We start from the raw sequence: 18,965 nt of genomic DNA, 5'->3' as shown, positions 1-18,965 counted from the left end.
TAGTCTAAAAAAAAGCAAATGTAGTTAACGGTCAATTTGGCAGAATTAACGTTTATAATTTATAATATGACTATCCGTTATTTGTACCTTTTGTTCTATTGTCTTATATTTGGAAGAGAATCAAAAATAAACAGTTATGAATTTGCGTAAATTTTTTGAAAAATATCCTGATGAATCTTCTTGCATTGAAGGCTTTAAGAAAAAACGTCTAGAAATTGGAATTGTTTGTAAAAAATGTGGACATTTAGAACATTCTTTTCGTAAAACTGATTTGAAATTTCAATGCAAAAAGTGTGGAAGTCGAATTAGTCTTCGTTCTGGAACTGTAATGGAAAATTCGAATTTACCTTTCCAATATTGGATGCTTTGCATTGAGCTAATGACGCTCTCGAAAAAGAGTTTTTCGGCATTAGAAATGCAACGTATGTTAGGTCACAAACGCTATGAACCAATTTGGTTAATGATGCACAAAATACGTCGTGTAATGAGTAAACTCGATGAAAAATATAAATTGGACGGTTGCATTGAATTTGATGAAGGATTTTTTGAAAGAGTTGACAACAAAGATGTTATCGAAGATAAAGATGATAACAATAAAGATGACCCTAAACCAGGAAAAAGAGGTCGTGGGAGTGAAAGACAAGCAAAAGTGCTAGTGATGGTAGAATCCGAACCTAGTATTTCTGCACCCAAAAAGGGGAAACCAAATAGAAAAGTAGGCTACTTAAAAATGGTTGTTATGGAGGATTTGAAATCCGAAACAATTAATAAAGAAGTTCAAAAGTCAGTTGAGAAAACAGCTTCTGTAATCTCAGATGGTTACACAGGATATTCTAAACTAAAAGAAGTAATAGCTAAACATCAGGTTATTGTAGAACCTGACAAGAATAAATCTGCGAAAGTTTTTCCTTGGGTAAATAGCACAATCAGTAATGCAAAGAAAGTGATTTTAGGAATCCACCACAATTGTATAAATCAACAATATGTACAAAATTATCTCGACGAGTTCTGCTATAAATTTAACAGAAGATATTTTGGAGACAAACTATCAGATAGACTTATTATTGCTGCATTAGAAACAACATGGTATTAGTTACGGATAGTCATATTGATTTATGCGCTCTACTTGATTGCCATCAAAGAAACCTAAATTTTCAAATTGCCAAATTAAGATTGTCATTTTTTCAGAAAACAAACGAGATTTTGAGAGAGAGGAACTAGGATCAACGTAATATAGTTTCTCTGACAATTCACTGATAGTAAATAATTGAGGGTACTTTATTTTCAAAAAAGAGAATTGTGATGTCATCTATTTTTTTCAGTTTTTTCCCATTTGGCAGGTATTCTTTTATTATTTGCAAAATAAAAAATACTATAATACAAACATAATGCAAATTCCAATGCGATTGGTTAGTTACATTGGTTTTTCCAGTATAACTTTCTTTTTATGACTGCAACCATTTTTCGGCCATTTTTTGGATGTGATTTTTGATTTCTTCCACCTTGTTGAAAAGGATTTTTTTCTCCAGTTCGTGGCGCAAGATCCAAACTTTAAATTCCGGAATTTGGTCGAGGGTATGAAGCCTTTTAACCGCCTGGTTGAAGTTGTTTCCCAAGGCATTGAGCTCATTGCGTAATCGGATAAGCTCATACATTAATTCATCAAGAGATTGGTTTCGATAATAGGTTGTGATAGGTTTGTTGAATAGGTGTTTGCGAATATAATCACTCAGTTTTCGACAGGTAGTTGATTTCCATTTTCTCTCAATTTTATTAAATTCCTCGGGTGTAAAACGTAACCCCACAATACGTGTTCTGTTTGAATTTTCTCTTTTCATCATCTTTCATTTTGCATTGTTTTTCAAACTCTTTTCCTTTTAGTGTCTCCACCACCGAGTTCCGAGGTAATAGGTGGCAAGATATCGGTTGTTTAACAACCGGACATCTTGCCAATTGCAGGAACGTTGCAATTTTCCAATTTTTTAAAAGTCCGATACTAATTTATAAATGAAAAAAAGATATATCCTATCATAGTTAAATTTCTACTAGGATTGAAGGAGTTGTGCTTTATGCAAAGAAGTAGTCGAAACCGCTACAGCCTAAATCACTTTCCCAAAGAAAAAGGAAAAAAAGAAAGCAGATTTGAAATTGGACAGTTAGGCAAACGAAGTGCTATAAGTCCCGAAGGGTGACAGGACGAGGAACGAGGATTGTCATTATGCGCACGTAGTTGCCGATGTCCAATACCTTGGCTGATTTTTTCTCCTTTGGGTAGAGAATTATTTAAACTTTTAAAAAGCTCAAATAGTTATTTTCTAATGTCTTTTGAAAGTGTACGCTTCTTAAAAGCAAATGAAAAATAATAGAAAAAAAGAAGCGTACTTTTTCAAAACAATATATTTTTAAAATCCACAAAATTCTGACTGTTTTTAGGAAGATTTTTGTGGATATCTTGGGGGAATTATGGCAGTCAAAAACAATTTAATTTTTTGTGTTAACTAAAGCAATAGTACCTGTAAGATTATGGTTTGAAATATAATCTAATATAAAATCTTCCGCTTCTTTTTTGTGTTCAGGAGAAGTAGAAAAAGAGTTGAGATAAAAATCTTCATTTTCATCTGCAATGTGAATGATTTCGGTAAAGCCTTTAGTAATTAAAGAACCTTTTAATTTTAATATCTTAAGTTCAATATCTCTGTCAATTTCCCTTTTTACTCGGAGGTTTATAGTTTTATTCATGTGTGATAGTTTTTGGTAATGTAATGTAGTGGATCAAATAATATTCCAAAACAAAAAAGAGACTCGAAAGTCTCTTTGTGGAATTAATTTATCTTTTATAAATGATTATTTCACGTTTAATAATTTCTCCAATACCTTAATCTGTTCATCTTTAGCTTTCAAAAGTTCTAAATTCAATCGTTTAATTTCTTCTAAAGCTTCTATCCATTTTTCTACTGGATTTATATTGAAAGTTGGATAATAATTGTATCCATTGGATTGGTCGTTAAAAGTATTAGATATGATATTTACCGCCTGCTCCTCATCGAAGTTCTGAAACGCTTCCACAGGAATTCTTAACGCTCCGGAGATTTGTTTAAGCAAATCATCTTCAATTACATCTTTTTGCTCTAGAACAGAAATTTTCTTTTGATTCCAGTCATTTCCCAGATCAAAAGCCAATGCCTCCTGTTTGATTCCAAGCATTTCTCTGAAGCGTTTTACGTTTCTTCCCTGATGTATTTTCTGTTCCATAATGAGTATCAATTTTCTGAAGGCTCAAAGATAAAGCCATTTGGATTAAAAATTCTGAGTTTCAAAGATAAAAAAATATCCTGTAAAATATCCTTTTTATCAGATATTATATCCGCTTTTCGAATAGATTATCCTTTTTAAAGAATGGAACTTCGCTTGTGAATTTAAAATCTTCCCAGTATGAAAAAGAATAAATTATCCTTCGAAACAAGATTTTGGGCAGGGTTTGTGGCAGGAAATCCATTTGAGGCATTTGACGCCATTTTTGACTTTGCACATCTTGATTATTATAAACAGAATTTAAGTGAAGTAGTACTTCACTGCTATAAGAGAGAAGTCTACAAGCAGGATGCTCCTTGCAATGCTTTTGTCTTTTATACTGCTATATGCTCTTTTCTCAAAGTCTGTTATTGCCTGAAAGGGAAAGACAAGAAATGGAAAGTGAAAGAGTCTTCCCGCTCCGAAACGGTATTTCATCTTTCTTCTCTGACCAAGGAAGAATACGACAATCCTTTTTTGGTGCTTAAAAGTGCATTTGAAGAGAGAACACTTCAACAGTTTGAATTTTTCTTAAGTGAAATCACAGAGCTTTCATTGTCTCCATATTATGTAGATCCTGATTCCGACCTTACGACACCTTATATTCATTTAATCAAAATGCTCGATGCAGGGGAGCTGATGAGAGAAAGAGGTGTTGAGAGAATAAAGAAAAATGAGCAGGTTGAACCTTCAGTGGAATAAATTATCCTTTATTTAATCTTCAAAAACACAGTATTATGAAAACTCTAGAAAAACTTTCATTTCCAAAACTCGAAAACGAGTTTTTAGAAAATATCCTCAGACAGTTGGTCAACCAGCATACTATCATTCAGATGTTTTTTACCAGACAGCCCTTGTCCATGTTCTCCTATCTTATTATCCATATCGAAAAAAATATAGATGCCGAGCAACTAAAGCAAAACAAATGGGTAAAAAAAGTTAGAAACCTCTATCAGATCGATGTCTATTTTATCTACTCTCACAAGCTTCATCATCGATTTTCTTTAGGACATCCATTTATTGAATTTTACTGTCAGCCTTCGGCTCTTATTTACAAAGATGAAGAATGTAAAAATTCGCTTGTCATTACAAGGGACTGGAAGAAATTCAATAAGAGATTTGCCGTGTTTCAAGACCATTTTTATCACGATCACGATCTTTACAAGTCACAAGTTCAAAATCTGATTTCAGAAGGTTCTTCAAACAGTGTTTTTACATCGTATGCAAGATTGATTGAATATGATCTTGAATATTTAGAAGAATTGTATTCAGGAAATAAATCTGCTTTGCTAAGTTTAGGTGAAAGAATCAATAATCTTATAGAATACATTCCTGAGATTCAAAAATACTTTGTGAGAAACAGCAATAATAAATTTTATCTGACGGATTTATTTGTAAAAGCAAAAGAAGCGTCTGCTGACGATGATGCAGTTTATAAAGAAGAAATGTATGAAGCAGTTGGAATTGCCGAAAAAAGTCTCTATCGTCTTATCGAAGAACGGCTTGACGAATTAAAAAAGCTGATAAAAAAAGGATCATTTGAAAGGCACGAAGTAGTATGTGAAGCTAACGACAAGCCGAAAGATATAATTCTAGAGATTGCAATACAAACCATATTAAACTCGGTTGAAGCCGAACAGATCTACTTGTATCATCAAATTACCTACGGTGAGAAAACGACCTATTATCTCTTGCTAATAGCTACGGGTGCGGGTAATGAAAAATTAAGATTAATCACTCAATCTCTAAAAAGCAAAATAGGTGAAAAATATGATTTCGTTTTGTTGAGCCACAGCCGTTACTGGATACAAACTAACCTATATCAACATCAAAATTTCTTTTCCAATATTATACAAGATAAATACCTGATATATTCATCCAGCAATTACCATTCAGAATTTCATTGGGAGATACCTCACAATCCTTATTACGCCGATCTACATTTTTATTATAAGCCGACCAAAGATATTGGTTTGCAATATTTTACGATAGTCAATAATGCTGAAGAAAACTACCAAGGTTTAGAATATTTTTTTGCATTATTTTTTATATCCTTTTGCAGGACATACATTTTTGTAAAAACCTATTACCTCCCTAATTATTTGTCTAATCAAACATTATGGCAATTATGTATCTATGCAGATGCCGACATACGAAAGTATAATTATTTAATAGAGCAGTTCTGGACTGATTTCTTTCCTTATTTAGATAGACACATGACCCTTCATCATAAGCTGACAAGGCTCAACAAAGAAGAAGTTGATCAGATGAATGTTATTGTTGAGAAACTGATGTACGAACTGCATAATTTGGTTATTGAGGGCAGATTGCTATTGAGTTTTGAGCAAGATTGATAAATGAATTAATCGATTTAAAAATAAAGATCATGGAAACAGATGAAATTGAAAAGCTAGAAACTATAAAGAGATTGACCTCCAGTTGTCTTAATACTTTGAGACCAGTTGACAATAAAAACAGGATGCACACTGCTGAAATTAAAGTGTATGATTACTATGAGCTTGCCTCAGTAATAAGAAACCTGATGAGGTTATGTATTGTAGCTCTGGATCATGATAGTGCTGAACTTCCCATTACAATAGAAAACAGGTCGATTGATGTCGGGCTTATTTTGGGGATTGCCTTGCAGTTATTTCCAATTGATGAATTTGAACTTTTAAATGAAATCAGCATATTGTTTCCTGCAGGTTGTGAAAATGAAGACGGAAATATTCCCAAGCAATAACAATCCACAGCCATCATAGCTATATTTTGCTTATGATCATTACAAATCAAGATCTTATCTTTATAGCGATAGATGATTGTTGAACAAAAAAGACCAGTAATGGTCTTTTTTTAATGGAGGGGACTTTACAAATGAGAAATGACGATGAGAATGAAAGAGGAAAATTAACAGCGGAGCAAGCTGTGAAAATGCTAAAAAAAGAGAATGTAGATGTAACACTTGGCCAAGCAGGATTAATCTTGGAGTTTTTAAGAAAACTAGCAAACCTAACAATTTCCAACTATTTAAATCAAAAAGATGAGAAAGATAGCAGATCTATATGTCAGAGTAAGTACGGACGAACAGGCGGACAGGGGATATTCCCAAAGAAATCAAGAAGAAATGCTCGTAAAGTACTGTGAGATACATGCAATTGAGATAAGGGATGTTATTTACGAAGATCATTCAGCAAAGACATTCAATAGACCACAATGGAAAAAACTATTGGTTAATTTGAAAAAGTTGAAAAACAAGTCTGATTTAGTACTTTTTACCAAATGGGATCGATTTAGCAGAAATGCTGGTGATGCCTATCAAATGATAAGTATATTAAGAAAGTTAGGGGTAGAGCCACAGGCAATAGAACAGCCTTTGGATCTTGCCATTCCTGAGAATAAAATGATGCTGGCATTTTATCTTGCAGCTCCCGAAGTTGAGAATGATAGAAGAGCCTTAAATACTTTTCATGGCATGAGAAGAGCAAGGAAAGAAGGTAGATATATGGGACTGGCTCCTTCTGGTTATGTAAATAAAATAACTGAGGATGGCAAAAAGTATATTGCATTTGATGAACCAGAGGCAAGTATTATTAAATGGGCTTTCCATGAAATATCCAAAGGTGTTTTTAATACTGAACAAGTTTTTATTCAAGCCAAGAAAAAAGGACTCAAGGCGAGTAAGAATAATTTTTGGAGATTGATTCGTAATCCGCTTTATTGCGGAAAGATCTTAATTCCTAAGTATAAAGATGAAGAAAAACGTTTTGTTATTGGCACACACGAACCATTAGTGTCACAAACACTGTTTTATCTTGCCCAAGATGTTCTTGATGGTCGAAGAAAGAACTTTAGAACAAAAGTAGTGACCAATGAACCATTTCCTTTGAGAGGCTTTTTTAAGTGTCCTAAATGCGAGAATATGTTAACTGCAAGTATTTCTAAAGGGAGAAACAATTACTACTCTTATTACCACTGCCGTAAAGGTTGTACTTATCGTATTAGTTCAATAACGGCAAATAATATTTTTTTGGAGAATTTGAATATCTATATTCCTAAAGTTGAATTTGAAAAACTCTATGTTCGAATAATGAACGAGTGTTTCAAGGAAAACACAAAAGAGAGTCAAGAGGAAAAACAAAGAGTAATTTCAGAGCTTAAAGAATACGAGAAGCGACTTTCATACATTAGGGATCTTTTGGCTTCTCAACAATTAGGGGTAAAAGATTATATTGAAATGAAAGAGGACTATGATGTTAAAATAAATAGATTGGATTTAAAATTGTCTGCTTTAAATGAAAATCAGGTAGATTTAAATGATTTACTTAAAGTTGGAATCAAAAACCTCCTAAAGCTTGATAAGTGCTGGAATACCGAAGATTTAATGAAATCTAGAGATTTGATTGGTTCGATATTCCCCGAAAACTTCACAATTCAAGAAAATGAGTTTCGAACCACTAGGATAAATGAAGTTGTGAAGATTATTTATATAATTAATAGCGGTTTAGACCCAAATAAAAATGGGACAAAGAAGAATATTTCTTCTTTGTCCCATCAAGTGACCACGGTGGGATTTGAACCCACACGCCCTTACGAGCACCACCCCCTCAAGATGGCAAGTCTACCGTTTCTCCACGTGGCCATAAAAAATAAAAGGTCAAGTAATAAATTACTCGACCTTTTGTGACCCGACTGGGGCTCGAACCCAGGACCCCATCATTAAAAGTGATGTGCTCTACCAACTGAGCTATCGAGTCATTGCTTCAAGGAAATTATGTGTTGATCACTAAAATTGTGACCCGACTGGGGCTCGAACCCAGGACCCCATCATTAAAAGTGATGTGCTCTACCAACTGAGCTATCGAGTCATATTCTTTCCTTGAATGCGGGTGCAAATATAAGGACTTTTTTTCGAAGTTTCCAAGCTATTTTATTATAAATTTGTCTTTTTTAAATAAATAATCTTAACGCCTTAATTTGTAAGGGCTTATTCAAATGAAAAAAATTATATTATTAGGTTATATGGGTTGTGGTAAGTCTACAATCGCTCAAAAGCTTTCGGGAATGGTGTCTATTCCCTATGTTGATCTCGATGAATATATCGAAAAAAATGAAAAAATGTCCATCAAAAAGATTTTTGAAGATCATGGTGAAATCTATTTTAGGAAATTAGAACATACTTATTTTGTTGAATTGTTGAATTCTCCGAAGCAAATTATTATTGGACTAGGAGGTGGGACACCTTGTTATGCTAATAATCATGAATTGTTAATAGGTGATGATGTGACTTCTATTTATTTAAAAGCATCGATAGATACATTATTCAATAGATTGGTGTCTAATAAGAGTAAAAGACCACTTATTGCTGATAAAAGCGAAGAGGAAATGAGAGAATTTATAGCCAAGCATCTTTTTGACAGAAGCTTCTATTACAATCAAGCGCAGCACAAAGTGAATGTTGATGATAAATCTATAGAGGAAACGGTAAATGATATTTTAAATATATTAGCTTAAACTGGCATAGCTGTCGCCATTGTTGTCAAAAACAACATCTACATGTTCCAATAGGGAAGTAGAAAGTGATATTCCTTTAAAATCGGCTTTGATAGGGAATTTTTTATGATTGCGGTCTACAAGAACAACTGTTTTGAACTTTTTTAAAGGAACATCCAAAAAATGTCTTACCGCATATATTAGAGTTGTTCCAGAACTCAATACGTCGTCTACAAGTATTAAGCCTTTATTACTGTATTGTTCCTTTGTTAAAGAAGTGGTTATTGGTAGTTCTGGATTTTGTTTGTTGATATGAACTTCGCAAAGCGAAATTTTTGTAGGTGAGATAGTAGATAATATTTGAGCAATTTTTTCGGCAAAAATAAAGCCATTTGTGGTAATTCCAGCTATCACAATTTCTTCTTCCTCCACAAAAGTTTCATAGATCTGGTAGGCTATTCTTTTGGTGGTGTGTTCAATTTGTTGATTGGTGAGAATAATATTTTTGCTCATGGCGTATTGTTATTTTTTTCAAAGATAAAAAAGTTAGACGAATTTTGATCATTAAATCCAGTTTCAAAACTGAAAAGAGAAACTGAATATTTTAGTCTATTTCGTCTTCGTCTTTTATTTCATTTCCAAATTCATCAATGTCTCTTCTGTCTTTTTTGGTGGGTCTTCCGGTTCCGTTTTTTCTATAATGCTCTTTGGATAGTTTTAATAATTCTAAATGAGCGTAAGCTTCGGCTGGAGTTTCATTTTTTCGATAGATATCAACGAGTTTGGCACCCACACGATTATCGGGAATGTCAAGAACGGTAATAATTTGTGTGATTTGATCTTTTCTAAAAGTAATTTTATCAGTAGGAAAAACTTCCTTAGATGGTTTGGCTACCATGCCATTTACAGTGATGTGATTTTTTTTGCAAGCCTCGGTTACCATATTTCTGGTTTTGTAATACCGAACACACCATAAATATTTGTCTATTCTCATGAATTTTCTAAAATCGGAGTTAAATACTTTACAAAAGTAAATCATTAATGTATATTTGCGACTTAAACTATACCTAATAATGAGCAAAATTAAGTTTTATTTTATTTTATTGATTGCTACCATTACAATGATTTCATGTAATAAAGATGATAATAATGTAGAAGTAACTCCGCCAAAACCTTATGCTGAGCAGTATCCTATAGACATTGCTACTATTGAAAGTTATTTGAAAGCAAACTATATAACTGTTGTGAATAATCCGGGTGCTGTAAATGATCAGGATATTACTATTGCAAAATTAGATGCTGATCATACAGTATCAATTTGGGATCAAAATACATACCCATTGAAAAGTAGGATAGTTAAGGTTCACGGAATTGAATATGTTTTGTATTATTTAGTATTGAGAGAAGGTGTTGGAGAATCTCCCTGTAATGTTGATGGGGTATGGGCTGCCTATAGAGGTGAATATTTGTCAAGTGAAACGGTTTCAAGTGTTACTACAATTAAATCAACATTATTTGAGGAGGTTAAATCGCCAAATAAAATTTATGATTTATATAGTACTGTAAGGGGTTGGAAGGAAATTTTTCCGCAATTGAAAGCCGGAACATATAAAACAAATCCAGATGGAACTGTTTCTTACAGTGATTTTGGTGCAGCTGTAATGTTTATTCCTTCAGGGTTGGGTTATTATAATGTAGCTAGAACAGGTATTCCAGCTTATTCTCCTATGGTTTTTAATGTGAAATTATTATCTCTTGAACGTTTGGATCATGAGTTTTATATGTCGGGAATAGAATCTGTTGCTGTGCCTGATGGTGTTAAGTCTTTTCAAGAAGATAGAGATGGAGATGGGTATATGTGGACTAAGGGGGAATTGCAAACTGGAGCTACTTCCAATCCAGACGATACAGATGGAGATGAAATTCCAGACTTTTTGGATAGAGATGATGATGGTGATGATTATGCGACTCAAGGAGAGGTAAAAGATGCTTTTGGTAAAATTTACCCCTTTGATTTAATTCCAGATTGTTCAGGTAATCAAACAAATCCAGACAGAATTAAAAGGCATTTGGATAAAAATTGCATCAAAATGAGTCAATAACAAAATAGTAAACAAAATCCCATTTGTCAAAAACAGGCAAATGGTTTTTTTTTTTTTTTAGAATGGATTTAACGTGTCTTTTCATGTTTTTGCATAAGGATAACTATTTCAGGACTAGACAGACTTATAAAAAAAATCCCATCTCATTTTTTACAACGAGATGGGATTTTGTAATTTATTAGGGAAAGAATTACTTTCTTTTGATCACTCTTTCTACAGCTTCAACAATCGCTTGATTGTTCAATTTGTATTTTTCCATTAATTGATCTGGTGTTCCAGACTCTCCAAAACTGTCATTAACGGCAACAAACTCTTGTGGAGCTGGTTGGTGCAATGCTAGAACTCTAGAAACGCTTTCTCCAAGACCTCCAAGGATGTTATGCTCTTCGGCAGTAACGATACATTTGGTTTTTGCCAATGATTTTAGAATCGCTTCTTCGTCCAATGGTTTAATGGTGTGGATATTGATTACTTCGGCAGAAATACCTTTAGCCTCCAAAGCTTCAGCAGCAATAAGAGCTTCCCAAACTAAATGTCCAGTAGCAACAATTGTTACATCAGTACCTTCGCTTAAAAGAATCGCTTTTCCAATTACGAAAGGCTCGTCAGCTGGCATGAAATTAGGCACAACCGGACGACCAAAACGCAAGTAAGCTGGGCCATGGTGATCAGCAAGAGCTAATGTAGCCGCTTTGGTTTGGTTGTAATCACAAGTGTTGATTACAGTCATTCCAGGTAACATTTTCATTAATCCAATGTCTTCCAAGATTTGGTGAGTTGCTCCATCTTCTCCAAGAGTCAATCCTGCGTGAGAAGCACAAATTTTCACATTTTTATCGGAATAAGCAACAGATTGACGAATTTGGTCATAAACTCTTCCTGTAGAAAAGTTAGCAAAAGTTCCAGTGAAAGGAATTTTCCCTCCAATAGTTAATCCTGCAGCAATTCCAATCATGTTTGCTTCTGCAATTCCAATTTGGAAAAAACGCTCTGGGTGATTTTTCTTGAAATCATCAAATTTCAATGATCCAATTAAATCAGCACAAAGTGCCACAACGTTTTCATTCTTTTGACCCAATTCAGTCATTCCCGCTCCAAAACCCGAACGAGTATCTTTACTTCCTGTATTTGTATATTTTTTCATTTCTTATTTTAAAAAGTTGAATGCATTCATTACTGAATACTAAAATCTGAATACTGCAAACTAATTAATAATCTGTATTACCTCCAGTATTATAATTTTGTTCCAAAGCATTTGCAAGCTGTGCATCATTTGGCGCTTTACCATGCCAAGCATGACTGTACATCATATAATCTACACCGTTACCCATTTCAGTATGAAGTAATACGCAAACTGGTTTTCCTTTTCCAGTTCTTGCTTTTGCTTCATTCATTCCTCCAATGATAGCTTCAATGTCATTTCCTTTGGTAATTTCAATAACCTCCCAATCAAAAGCTTCGAATTTAGCGCGAATGCTTCCCATTGCCAAAACTTCGTCAGTAGTACCATCGATTTGTTTTCCGTTAAGGTCAACAGTAGCTATAAGATTATCTACTTTTTTAGCAGATGCATACATAATCGCTTCCCAGTTTTGACCTTCCTGTAACTCACCGTCACCGTGAAGGGTGTAAACGATATGATTACAATTGTTCAGTTTTTTAGCCTGAGCCGCACCAATTGCAACAGATAATCCTTGTCCCAATGAACCAGAAGCAATACGTACTCCAGGTAAATTGTCATGAGTCGTTGGGTGCCCTTGTAATCTTGTGTTGATCAAACGGAAAGTAGCTAATTCCTCTACTGGAAAATAACCGCTTCTGGCCAAAACGCTGTAGAATACTGGCGAAATATGTCCATTTGAAAGGAAGAATAAATCTTCTCCAATTCCGTCCATGTCAAATCCTTCCTTGCGATCCATAAGGTTTTGGTACAAGGCCACTAAAAATTCTGTACATCCTAGAGATCCCCCTGGGTGACCTGAATTGACAGCGTGAACCATTCGAAGAATGTCTCTTCTTACTTGGATAGTTAAATCGTTTAATTGTTGTGTGTTAGGCTTCATTTTGTGTGTAAAAGTTAAACTGCTGCAAAAGTAATTTTTATTTTGCGGGGAGGCAAATGATTTTAAGAGCAATTTCAATGACAAAAGCAATTTTAGTGAGAAATTTCAATTTCATTGGCAATAAAACCTTAGAAAATCTATTTTTTAATATTTTTTATGTCTTCCCAAGTTATTAACTGAATTTTGTTTTCTTCGAGTTTTGATTTGCATTCCTGACTTGTAAAATAATCAAAATCGATTTGTCTCCATTCAGATCCAAAATTGGGGTGGTTTATTGTGATATTTTGCATTTCTTCATCATCAAATGCGGGATGAAGCAAAAAAACATTGAAACCGGCTTGTATAGTGTCTAAAGCTTTTTCATACGAGTTTTTGAGTTCTCCTTTTTTAAAATCTGAAAAATTACCGATAAGAAGAGTATCGGATAAAATAGAATCCTTAAAATCATATGGCTCCTCGGATAAACTTATAGATTCAATAAATGATTTGTTTATAAAAACAGGTAAATCGTAGGCCTTTCCCAAATCGATATAGATTTCTAAAAATTCGGGCGTAACACCTACGCTGCACATATGCGAATCGAGGTGTGTTGGCTGTAACCCGAATTGCAATGCTGTTTCGATTTGAGCCGTAAGTTCTTTTTTGGCTTCCTCTGCTTTTGCGTTGTTTTTAAAGTCGGTTCTGTTTTTATAAAAATGACCATTTTGATCTACCAAACTCGGTACTTCGGAAATGGGTAAAACGGGACCAAATTTATAATTTTCCCATTCACAGGTTAGTGTTAAGTGTACTCCATTATCAAATTGCGGATTGTCTTTAGCAAACGTTGCTATTTCGTTAAAACCTGGACAAGGTACCATTATACTGTATGAATTGATTGTTCCGTTTTTGAGTGCTTGCGTAGTGGCTCGGTTTTCAGAATGTGATAATCCTGCGTCATCGGCATGAATGATTAATAATTTGGCATCTTTTGGGTATCCTAGTTTTTGTGCTAAATTCATTTTTAGTCAGTTTTATCCAAATTTAGATTTTTTTGTTTGATTTTCAAATCGTTTAATTCATCAGTTCTGTAATGCTCGTATGGGTATGCCACCATTATAAAAAGGGCTGACTAGTATTGCCTAGTCGCCCCTCTTTATAATGCTGTCGAGCTATCCGCTACTTTGGTTGCTAGCTTCAAATGAAATTCACTAACCGTTGTAATGGTTTTGTATTTTATTTCTAAGACTGTTCCATCCACCACCGTTATGAACATCGGTATATCCGTGTGTTTTTAGGATGCTTTTGGCCGAAGCGCTTCGCATTCCCGATGCACAACAGGTAATTATGGTTTTGTTTTTGTCTTTTAGTTGCGTCAAACTGTTTTTTAAAACATCAACAGGAATGTTTATAGAGCCTTTGATGTGTCCTCCTGCAAATTCGCCTTTGCTTCTAACATCAAGGATAATTGCGCCTTTTTTCACAAGTTCGGCATAGTCAGTAGTTGTTCCGAGACCGAATAATTTTTGAAGTATTTTAATCATTTGAAGTATTATTTGGATTGATAATAATTGACATCTAACCACGAGCCGCCATTGTAACAGTCGATTTTTTTCTGTGAAAGATAATGTTGTGCTTGCCCGCTTCGGTTTCCAGATGCACAACAAAGTACTAATGGCATTTTTAGGTTTTGTATTTCTTCAAATCGGTCTTGAACTTCATTTAGGGGAATGTTAATAGAGCCTGCAACGTGTCCTCCGCTGTATTCCTCTCGTGTTCGTACATCTACAATTGTGCCTTGTTTTTCTTTTATTATGTTTTCTAAAGTCATAGTGTTTGCTTTAAAGTATATTGTTTTATAGTGCAAAATTACAATAGAAATTAAAGCTGCACAGTAACTTTTGTTACATAGGGTTTCATTTTAGCTATTGTACACGAAACTAAATGCCAATTTCTATTATTCTGTAAAAAGGTGCGGGACTTTTATTGGGTTTAATGTTTATAAAAACTTTAAATATTTAAAGTAAAGCGAGCTGAACTATAGACTTTGCTAGTTAAGAACTAAATCGTGTATTAGTCCTCTGCTTTCTCATTGAATCCCATTGAATTGATCCAAATAGAATGATAGAAATAGCGGTCTAATAAAAGCTTTAAAGAAGATTAGCATTTTTGTTTATCCTAAATTCAAAGTTATGAAAAAGCACTTATTTTATTCTTTTAAAACTAGACTGTGGAGATTTGATATTTTGGTTAAATACAACAGTCCTATGCGTTTTTATTGTTTCTTCGAAAAGATAAAAACATAAAAATCCCAAACGAAATTTCAATAAGTGAACCTGCTAACAAAGTGCCAAACGATTGTACGCTATTGTAAAATAATAAGTATGCCGCAACTCCTAAACTTGCTCCTAAAATCCAATAAAGTTTGATTCCATAAATAGAGGAAAATGTCAAATACCTTCCACCAATAATGAGAAGCATGCCTTGAAAAAACCATTCTGTATGCTGTAATGAAAGACCAAAAGCAATAGGTAAGCACATAATCATAAAAATAGTTCCTTCCATCGCTAAGTTTCCTAATTGATTTCCCTTTGTATGACTGCCGTTTAGTCCAATTATTTTGTAGAAAAGCACACTCACAGGATGGATAAGCATTCCTCCAATTAAAAGTGCCCAAACTGCCTGTTTGGCAGAATATTGATAAGTTACAGCTGCCGAAATCAGCCACATAAGTCCTGAAACAATTATCCCGAGGGAACCATTTGCATAACCTTTGCACATATCTTTTTGGGCATGTTCAATTGTGTCAGTCTTATTTGTTGAGTCGTTTGAAGATAGTTTAGTCATTTTTTTTAATACTATTAGATTAGTTAATTGTCTATTGGAATTTGTTATGCTTGAACTTAAATCATCACTTTGGGAACCGCTCTCGTTGGTAAAAGGAGATGATTAGTATACTTGGTAGTGTGAGAGGCGCAGTCCATCAGTTGCTGGTGGAGGCGTCTACTCGATTGGGTAAAGCTATTTATTTTTCTAATTGAATTTTAAGTCTTTGTATTATTTCCTTTTCAAATTTCCTTTTTGTTATTATATTTTCAAGTAAACCTAGGTCTTGATTAATTAATTGCCACTGTGGTCTTTTATTTTTAGATATAGCAACAAAAGCAAAATCTGTTTCGTTTTCATTAGATGATCTCGTCCATGTTTGTACTTTTTTGTCTCCTAAATCAAAATAAATGTCATGCCAATAGTCTGTAGTATCATTATCTTTTAAGTCTGCGTTTTTGAGCTTTAGTATTTCCAGTGCATTGATAATTTTTTTTTCAGAATATTTGAGGTGATATGTTTCTGCGTAAGGATAAGTCCCAGCAGCATAAAAGTGGAAAGTAGAAAAGAATGAGATTAGATAATATGAAATGAATAGAGTTGTTGTGATTATAATTATTAATTTAAATTTCAATTTAATCATTTCGATTTCAGTTTGGTTGTGGTTTCATGCTGTGTTCCTTTTCTACAATTGGTTTGGGATTAAATTAATCCTTATTTTCGGATTTGCCACCCGAGCCATAGCAAACAGGTGAAGCAAATCTTCCCAAATACAAAACCAACTTCTCGTTAAGGCAATTGCCCCAAATCAGTTGAAGCAGTTAGCGGTGATTGTTCTTATTTATCATTAACGTACTCTAAAATGTCACCTGGTTGGCATTCTAATACATTACAAATTGTTTCCAAAGTGCTAAATCTAATAGCCTTTGCTTTTCCTGTCTTTAATATGGAAAGGTTCGATAAAGTCAATCCAACTTTGTCAGAAAGTTCATTGAGTGACATTTTTCTTTTAGCCATTACAACGTCTAAATTTACTATAATTGCCATAACTTAAACAGTTAAATCGTTTTCGTTTTGAATATCTACTCCTTTTTTGAAAATAGTCGCAATAATATAGATTACTGCTCCCATTAAAATAAATGCCTGACTGTCTGCCCAAAATTGGTTTAAGTTGTCGGGAACAAAACCATGGTGCATTAAATTTTCAACTAATTGTCTGGCAATGTGACTTAATATTCCAATTGAAAGGGTGAAGTAACTAATTTGTAAAATTTGTGTCGCAACAAAATTGCTGAACGGTTTTGATAAATCCATTGTGTGCATTAGTTTAATAACCGTATAAAATAGGCAGGCTTTTAAAATTGAAATGATTAGAATAAAGCTATAGACACCGAAAAAAGTTAATCTACTGTCGTTATACATTTCAGTTAAGTCCAACTTTTGATAAAGATTTTGGACAAATTCAGGGTTATACAGACTGAAAAAGAAATTTACTAGTAAGCCTCCTGCTTCAATACACAAGCCGACAAAAATAAGCCAAGCTACAATGTATAAGCCCCAAAATACGAAGTTGTTTGTTTTTGACATCATTATTTAAATTAAAGTTGATATGTCAAATATAATAAATATTTATTAATAAACAATAAATTATGATTTTTTTACAATAAAAATTCATTTATTTATCCAGTGGTGTAATTGATTAAAATTAGCGACTTAACATAAGTTGGCAAAGTCTAAATGCGAAGTAGAAGTTCTAAATAGTTCGAGATTGTCTGTGATAGTATAGCTGTCAAACAATTCTAACGTTCTGGCACTTGGCGAGGTTGGGGATTAAAGATGCGAGATTTTTCAGCTAATTGTTCTATGAGTGCTGTTTCTCGTTTTGCTTCATAGTGGTAAGTTAAATGCGGGCTCACTTTTCATTCATTTGTAAGGAAATATTTTTTTGATGCTGGTTTTAAATTAGACTATCTTTGCCGACTGATAAAAAGCCTATATGAAGTTTGATTTATTAAAAACAGATCCCCAATCGAAAGCGCGTGCGGGAAGTATTACTACTGATCACGGTGTTATTGAAACGCCTATTTTTATGCCTGTTGGGACTGCAGCCTCGGTAAAAGGGGTACACCAAAGGGAATTGAGAGAAGAAATAAACCCTGATATTATACTTGGAAATACCTATCATTTATACTTGCGTCCGCAAACTGAAATTCTTGAAAAAGCAGGCGGACTGCATAAATTCATGAATTGGGATCGTAATATTTTGACCGATTCTGGTGGATATCAAGTGTATTCGCTTTCGGCAAATCGTAAGATTAAGGAAGAAGGAGTAAAGTTTAAATCGCATATTGACGGTTCGTACCATTTTTTCACGCCGGAGAATGTGATGGAAATTCAGCGTACCATCGGAGCCGATATTATCATGGCTTTTGATGAGTGTACGCCTTATCCATGTGATTACCGTTATGCGCAACGCTCGATGCACATGACCCACCGCTGGTTGGATCGTTGCATCAATCATTTAGATAAATTGCCATTTAAATATGGTTATGAGCAAACTTTTTTCCCAATTATACAGGGAAGTACCTATAAAGATTTGCGACAACAATCGGCAGAATATATTGCCAATTCCAACCAACAAGGAAATGCGATTGGCGGACTATCTGTAGGGGAGCCTGCGGAGGAAATGTATGCCATGACCGAAGTGGTTTGCGAAATTCTGCCTGAGGATAAACCGCGTTATTTGATGGGAGTGGGAACACCAATCAATATTTTGGAAAATATCGCTCTTGGAATTGACATGTTTGACTGTGTAATGCCTACGCGTAACGCCAGAAATGGTATGTTATTTACTGCAAATGGAACGATCAATATCAAAAACAAGAAATGGGAAGCCGATTTTTCTCCAATTGATGAAATGGCATATACCTTTGTAGATACGGAATATTCTAAAGCGTATTTGCGTCACTTGTTTGCAGCCAATGAATATTTGGGAAAACAAATTGCTACCATACATAATTTAGGTTTCTATATGTGGCTGGTTCGTGAGGCGAGAAAACATATCTTAGCCGGCGATTTTAAGCCATGGAAAGAAATGATGGTGAAAAATATGAGCCAGCGATTGTAAAAAAAGTTTAAGGTTTAAGTGTTTAAAGGTATCAGGTTGTTTTTATTATCCCTTAAATTTTTAAACATTTAAACGATTAAACATTTA

General features: G+C 34.0%; 22 protein-coding genes, 3 tRNA genes and 1 pseudogene. 9 read left to right on the top strand and 17 right to left on the bottom strand.

Annotated features, from left to right (window positions below):
- Nucleotides 1-136 precede the first annotated feature (136 nt).
- Complete coding sequence (locus B0E44_RS05320; RefSeq protein ID WP_077371194.1) at nucleotides 137-1,093, top strand: IS1595 family transposase; 957 nt, start codon at nucleotides 137-139, stop codon at nucleotides 1,091-1,093.
- Between the two features lie 352 nt (nucleotides 1,094-1,445).
- On the opposite strand, the gene B0E44_RS05315 is transcribed toward B0E44_RS05320, so the two are convergent.
- The 3 genes from B0E44_RS05315 to B0E44_RS05305 all read right to left on the bottom strand — a co-directional run bounded on the left by B0E44_RS05315 (nucleotide 1,446) and on the right by B0E44_RS05305 (nucleotide 3,252).
- Nucleotides 1,446-1,841, bottom strand: a complete 396-nt coding sequence (locus tag B0E44_RS05315; RefSeq protein WP_077371192.1) for a mobilization protein — start codon at nucleotides 1,839-1,841, stop codon at nucleotides 1,446-1,448.
- 640 nt (nucleotides 1,842-2,481) lie between these two features.
- Complete coding sequence (locus B0E44_RS05310; protein ID WP_077371190.1) at nucleotides 2,482-2,739, bottom strand: hypothetical protein; 258 nt, start codon at nucleotides 2,737-2,739, stop codon at nucleotides 2,482-2,484.
- Nucleotides 2,740-2,844: 105 nt separating this feature from the next.
- Nucleotides 2,845-3,252, bottom strand: coding sequence for a helix-turn-helix transcriptional regulator (locus B0E44_RS05305; RefSeq protein WP_077371188.1), 408 nt, complete (start codon nucleotides 3,250-3,252; stop codon nucleotides 2,845-2,847).
- A gap of 180 nt (nucleotides 3,253-3,432) precedes the next feature.
- Here B0E44_RS05305 and B0E44_RS05300 point away from each other — a divergent pair, with 180 nt between their 5' ends.
- The 5 genes and pseudogenes from B0E44_RS05300 to B0E44_RS19010 all read left to right on the top strand — a co-directional run.
- On the top strand, nucleotides 3,433-3,993 hold the full coding sequence (locus B0E44_RS05300) for a hypothetical protein (RefSeq protein ID WP_077371186.1): 561 nt from the start codon (nucleotides 3,433-3,435) through the stop codon (nucleotides 3,991-3,993).
- A gap of 35 nt (nucleotides 3,994-4,028) precedes the next feature.
- Nucleotides 4,029-5,645 carry a hypothetical protein gene (locus B0E44_RS05295; protein ID WP_124019290.1) on the top strand — a complete coding sequence of 539 codons (1,617 nt, stop codon included), beginning with the start codon at nucleotides 4,029-4,031 and terminating at the stop codon, nucleotides 5,643-5,645.
- A gap of 32 nt (nucleotides 5,646-5,677) precedes the next feature.
- The gene (locus B0E44_RS05290) at nucleotides 5,678-6,034 is read left to right on the top strand and encodes a hypothetical protein (RefSeq protein ID WP_077371214.1); all 357 of its coding nucleotides are present in this window, start codon (nucleotides 5,678-5,680) and stop codon (nucleotides 6,032-6,034) included.
- Nucleotides 6,035-6,165: 131 nt separating this feature from the next.
- On the top strand, nucleotides 6,166-6,435 hold the full coding sequence (locus B0E44_RS05285) for a hypothetical protein (protein ID WP_124019289.1): 270 nt from the start codon (nucleotides 6,166-6,168) through the stop codon (nucleotides 6,433-6,435).
- Nucleotides 6,332-7,117 (top strand): annotated as a pseudogene (locus tag B0E44_RS19010) (recombinase family protein); the annotation flags it as partial. The gene B0E44_RS05285 and the pseudogene B0E44_RS19010, both read left to right, overlap by 104 nt.
- Nucleotides 7,118-7,847: 730 nt before the next feature.
- Here the strand turns inward: B0E44_RS19010 and B0E44_RS05275 are convergent.
- The 3 genes from B0E44_RS05275 to B0E44_RS05265 form a co-directional block, all read right to left on the bottom strand.
- Nucleotides 7,848-7,930: transfer RNA gene (locus B0E44_RS05275), tRNA-Leu, on the bottom strand.
- 42 nt (nucleotides 7,931-7,972) lie between these two features.
- Nucleotides 7,973-8,045, bottom strand: a tRNA-Lys gene (locus tag B0E44_RS05270).
- 38 nt (nucleotides 8,046-8,083) lie between these two features.
- A tRNA-Lys gene (locus B0E44_RS05265) sits at nucleotides 8,084-8,156 on the bottom strand.
- 127 nt (nucleotides 8,157-8,283) lie between these two features.
- Between B0E44_RS05265 and B0E44_RS05260 the strand changes: the two genes are divergently transcribed.
- Nucleotides 8,284-8,802, top strand: a complete 519-nt coding sequence (locus tag B0E44_RS05260) for a shikimate kinase (RefSeq protein WP_077371180.1) — start codon at nucleotides 8,284-8,286, stop codon at nucleotides 8,800-8,802.
- Here B0E44_RS05260 and B0E44_RS05255 read toward each other — a convergent pair.
- Nucleotides 8,794-9,294, bottom strand: a complete 501-nt coding sequence (locus B0E44_RS05255; RefSeq protein WP_077371178.1) for a phosphoribosyltransferase family protein — start codon at nucleotides 9,292-9,294, stop codon at nucleotides 8,794-8,796. The genes B0E44_RS05260 and B0E44_RS05255 overlap by 9 nt on opposite strands.
- A 91-nt stretch (nucleotides 9,295-9,385) precedes the next feature.
- Nucleotides 9,386-9,775: an RNA-binding S4 domain-containing protein gene (locus B0E44_RS05250; protein WP_077371176.1), complete on the bottom strand. Its 390-nt coding sequence runs from the start codon at nucleotides 9,773-9,775 to the stop codon at nucleotides 9,386-9,388.
- 79 nt (nucleotides 9,776-9,854) lie between these two features.
- Here B0E44_RS05250 and B0E44_RS05245 point away from each other — a divergent pair, with 79 nt between their 5' ends.
- Nucleotides 9,855-10,883, top strand: a complete 1,029-nt coding sequence (locus tag B0E44_RS05245) for an FKBP-type peptidyl-prolyl cis-trans isomerase (protein ID WP_077371174.1) — start codon at nucleotides 9,855-9,857, stop codon at nucleotides 10,881-10,883.
- Between the two features lie 190 nt (nucleotides 10,884-11,073).
- Here the strand turns inward: B0E44_RS05245 and B0E44_RS05240 are convergent, their stop codons facing one another.
- The 9 genes from B0E44_RS05240 to B0E44_RS05200 all read right to left on the bottom strand — a co-directional run bounded on the left by B0E44_RS05240 (nucleotide 11,074) and on the right by B0E44_RS05200 (nucleotide 17,341).
- Nucleotides 11,074-12,027: a transketolase family protein gene (locus tag B0E44_RS05240; RefSeq protein ID WP_077371172.1), complete on the bottom strand. Its 954-nt coding sequence runs from the start codon at nucleotides 12,025-12,027 to the stop codon at nucleotides 11,074-11,076.
- Between the two features lie 64 nt (nucleotides 12,028-12,091).
- The gene (locus B0E44_RS05235) at nucleotides 12,092-12,946 is read right to left on the bottom strand and encodes a transketolase (RefSeq protein WP_077371170.1); all 855 of its coding nucleotides are present in this window, start codon (nucleotides 12,944-12,946) and stop codon (nucleotides 12,092-12,094) included.
- Between the two features lie 137 nt (nucleotides 12,947-13,083).
- Nucleotides 13,084-13,947, bottom strand: a complete 864-nt coding sequence (locus B0E44_RS05230) for a polysaccharide deacetylase family protein (RefSeq protein WP_077371168.1) — start codon at nucleotides 13,945-13,947, stop codon at nucleotides 13,084-13,086.
- A 189-nt stretch (nucleotides 13,948-14,136) separates the two neighbouring features.
- Nucleotides 14,137-14,469, bottom strand: coding sequence for a rhodanese-like domain-containing protein (locus tag B0E44_RS05225; RefSeq protein ID WP_077371166.1), 333 nt, complete (start codon nucleotides 14,467-14,469; stop codon nucleotides 14,137-14,139).
- 8 nt (nucleotides 14,470-14,477) lie between these two features.
- A complete protein-coding gene (locus B0E44_RS05220; protein ID WP_077371164.1) occupies nucleotides 14,478-14,756 on the bottom strand; it encodes a rhodanese-like domain-containing protein in 279 nt (92 codons plus the stop codon).
- Nucleotides 14,757-15,190: 434 nt separating this feature from the next.
- Complete coding sequence (locus tag B0E44_RS05215; RefSeq protein ID WP_077371162.1) at nucleotides 15,191-15,772, bottom strand: hypothetical protein; 582 nt, start codon at nucleotides 15,770-15,772, stop codon at nucleotides 15,191-15,193.
- A gap of 178 nt (nucleotides 15,773-15,950) precedes the next feature.
- Nucleotides 15,951-16,394 (bottom strand): hypothetical protein, encoded by a 444-nt coding sequence (locus B0E44_RS05210; protein WP_077371160.1) that lies wholly within the window; start codon nucleotides 16,392-16,394, stop codon nucleotides 15,951-15,953.
- A 194-nt stretch (nucleotides 16,395-16,588) separates the two neighbouring features.
- Entirely contained in the window at nucleotides 16,589-16,798 is a 210-nt protein-coding gene (locus B0E44_RS05205; protein WP_077371158.1) for a helix-turn-helix transcriptional regulator, read from the bottom strand.
- A 3-nt stretch (nucleotides 16,799-16,801) separates the two neighbouring features.
- Nucleotides 16,802-17,341, bottom strand: a complete 540-nt coding sequence (locus B0E44_RS05200) for a DUF2975 domain-containing protein (protein ID WP_254423255.1) — start codon at nucleotides 17,339-17,341, stop codon at nucleotides 16,802-16,804.
- Nucleotides 17,342-17,747: 406 nt separating this feature from the next.
- On the opposite strand from B0E44_RS05200, the gene tgt reads away from it, so the two are divergent.
- Nucleotides 17,748-18,878 (top strand): tRNA guanosine(34) transglycosylase Tgt, encoded by a 1,131-nt coding sequence (tgt, locus tag B0E44_RS05195; RefSeq protein ID WP_077371154.1) that lies wholly within the window; start codon nucleotides 17,748-17,750, stop codon nucleotides 18,876-18,878.
- Nucleotides 18,879-18,965: the final 87 nt, after the last annotated feature.

The sequence above is a fragment of the Flavobacterium sp. A45 genome (assembly GCF_002001005.1).
GTDB lineage: Bacteria > Bacteroidota > Bacteroidia > Flavobacteriales > Flavobacteriaceae > Flavobacterium.
This window is presented reverse-complemented; position numbering and strand designations above follow the sequence as displayed.

What these genes read in the sequence shown, in the direction of transcription:
- B0E44_RS05320 (WP_077371194.1), top strand. Translation starts at nt 137, where the DNA reads ATGAATTTGCGTAAATTTTTTGAAAAATATCCTGATGAATCTTCTTGC.
- B0E44_RS05315 (WP_077371192.1), bottom strand. Translation starts at nt 1,841, where the DNA reads ATGATGAAAAGAGAAAATTCAAACAGAACACGTATTGTGGGGTTACGT.
- B0E44_RS05310 (WP_077371190.1), bottom strand. Translation starts at nt 2,739, where the DNA reads ATGAATAAAACTATAAACCTCCGAGTAAAAAGGGAAATTGACAGAGAT.
- B0E44_RS05305 (WP_077371188.1), bottom strand. Translation starts at nt 3,252, where the DNA reads ATGGAACAGAAAATACATCAGGGAAGAAACGTAAAACGCTTCAGAGAA.
- B0E44_RS05300 (WP_077371186.1), top strand. Translation starts at nt 3,433, where the DNA reads ATGAAAAAGAATAAATTATCCTTCGAAACAAGATTTTGGGCAGGGTTT.
- B0E44_RS05295 (WP_124019290.1), top strand. Translation starts at nt 4,029, where the DNA reads ATGAAAACTCTAGAAAAACTTTCATTTCCAAAACTCGAAAACGAGTTT.
- B0E44_RS05290 (WP_077371214.1), top strand. Translation starts at nt 5,678, where the DNA reads ATGGAAACAGATGAAATTGAAAAGCTAGAAACTATAAAGAGATTGACC.
- B0E44_RS05285 (WP_124019289.1), top strand. Translation starts at nt 6,166, where the DNA reads ATGAGAAATGACGATGAGAATGAAAGAGGAAAATTAACAGCGGAGCAA.
- B0E44_RS05260 (WP_077371180.1), top strand. Translation starts at nt 8,284, where the DNA reads ATGAAAAAAATTATATTATTAGGTTATATGGGTTGTGGTAAGTCTACA.
- B0E44_RS05255 (WP_077371178.1), bottom strand. Translation starts at nt 9,294, where the DNA reads ATGAGCAAAAATATTATTCTCACCAATCAACAAATTGAACACACCACC.
- B0E44_RS05250 (WP_077371176.1), bottom strand. Translation starts at nt 9,775, where the DNA reads ATGAGAATAGACAAATATTTATGGTGTGTTCGGTATTACAAAACCAGA.
- B0E44_RS05245 (WP_077371174.1), top strand. Translation starts at nt 9,855, where the DNA reads ATGAGCAAAATTAAGTTTTATTTTATTTTATTGATTGCTACCATTACA.
- B0E44_RS05240 (WP_077371172.1), bottom strand. Translation starts at nt 12,027, where the DNA reads ATGAAAAAATATACAAATACAGGAAGTAAAGATACTCGTTCGGGTTTT.
- B0E44_RS05235 (WP_077371170.1), bottom strand. Translation starts at nt 12,946, where the DNA reads ATGAAGCCTAACACACAACAATTAAACGATTTAACTATCCAAGTAAGA.
- B0E44_RS05230 (WP_077371168.1), bottom strand. Translation starts at nt 13,947, where the DNA reads ATGAATTTAGCACAAAAACTAGGATACCCAAAAGATGCCAAATTATTA.
- B0E44_RS05225 (WP_077371166.1), bottom strand. Translation starts at nt 14,469, where the DNA reads ATGATTAAAATACTTCAAAAATTATTCGGTCTCGGAACAACTACTGAC.
- B0E44_RS05220 (WP_077371164.1), bottom strand. Translation starts at nt 14,756, where the DNA reads ATGACTTTAGAAAACATAATAAAAGAAAAACAAGGCACAATTGTAGAT.
- B0E44_RS05215 (WP_077371162.1), bottom strand. Translation starts at nt 15,772, where the DNA reads ATGACTAAACTATCTTCAAACGACTCAACAAATAAGACTGACACAATT.
- B0E44_RS05210 (WP_077371160.1), bottom strand. Translation starts at nt 16,394, where the DNA reads ATGATTAAATTGAAATTTAAATTAATAATTATAATCACAACAACTCTA.
- B0E44_RS05205 (WP_077371158.1), bottom strand. Translation starts at nt 16,798, where the DNA reads ATGGCAATTATAGTAAATTTAGACGTTGTAATGGCTAAAAGAAAAATG.
- B0E44_RS05200 (WP_254423255.1), bottom strand. Translation starts at nt 17,341, where the DNA reads ATGATGTCAAAAACAAACAACTTCGTATTTTGGGGCTTATACATTGTA.
- tgt (WP_077371154.1), top strand. Translation starts at nt 17,748, where the DNA reads ATGAAGTTTGATTTATTAAAAACAGATCCCCAATCGAAAGCGCGTGCG.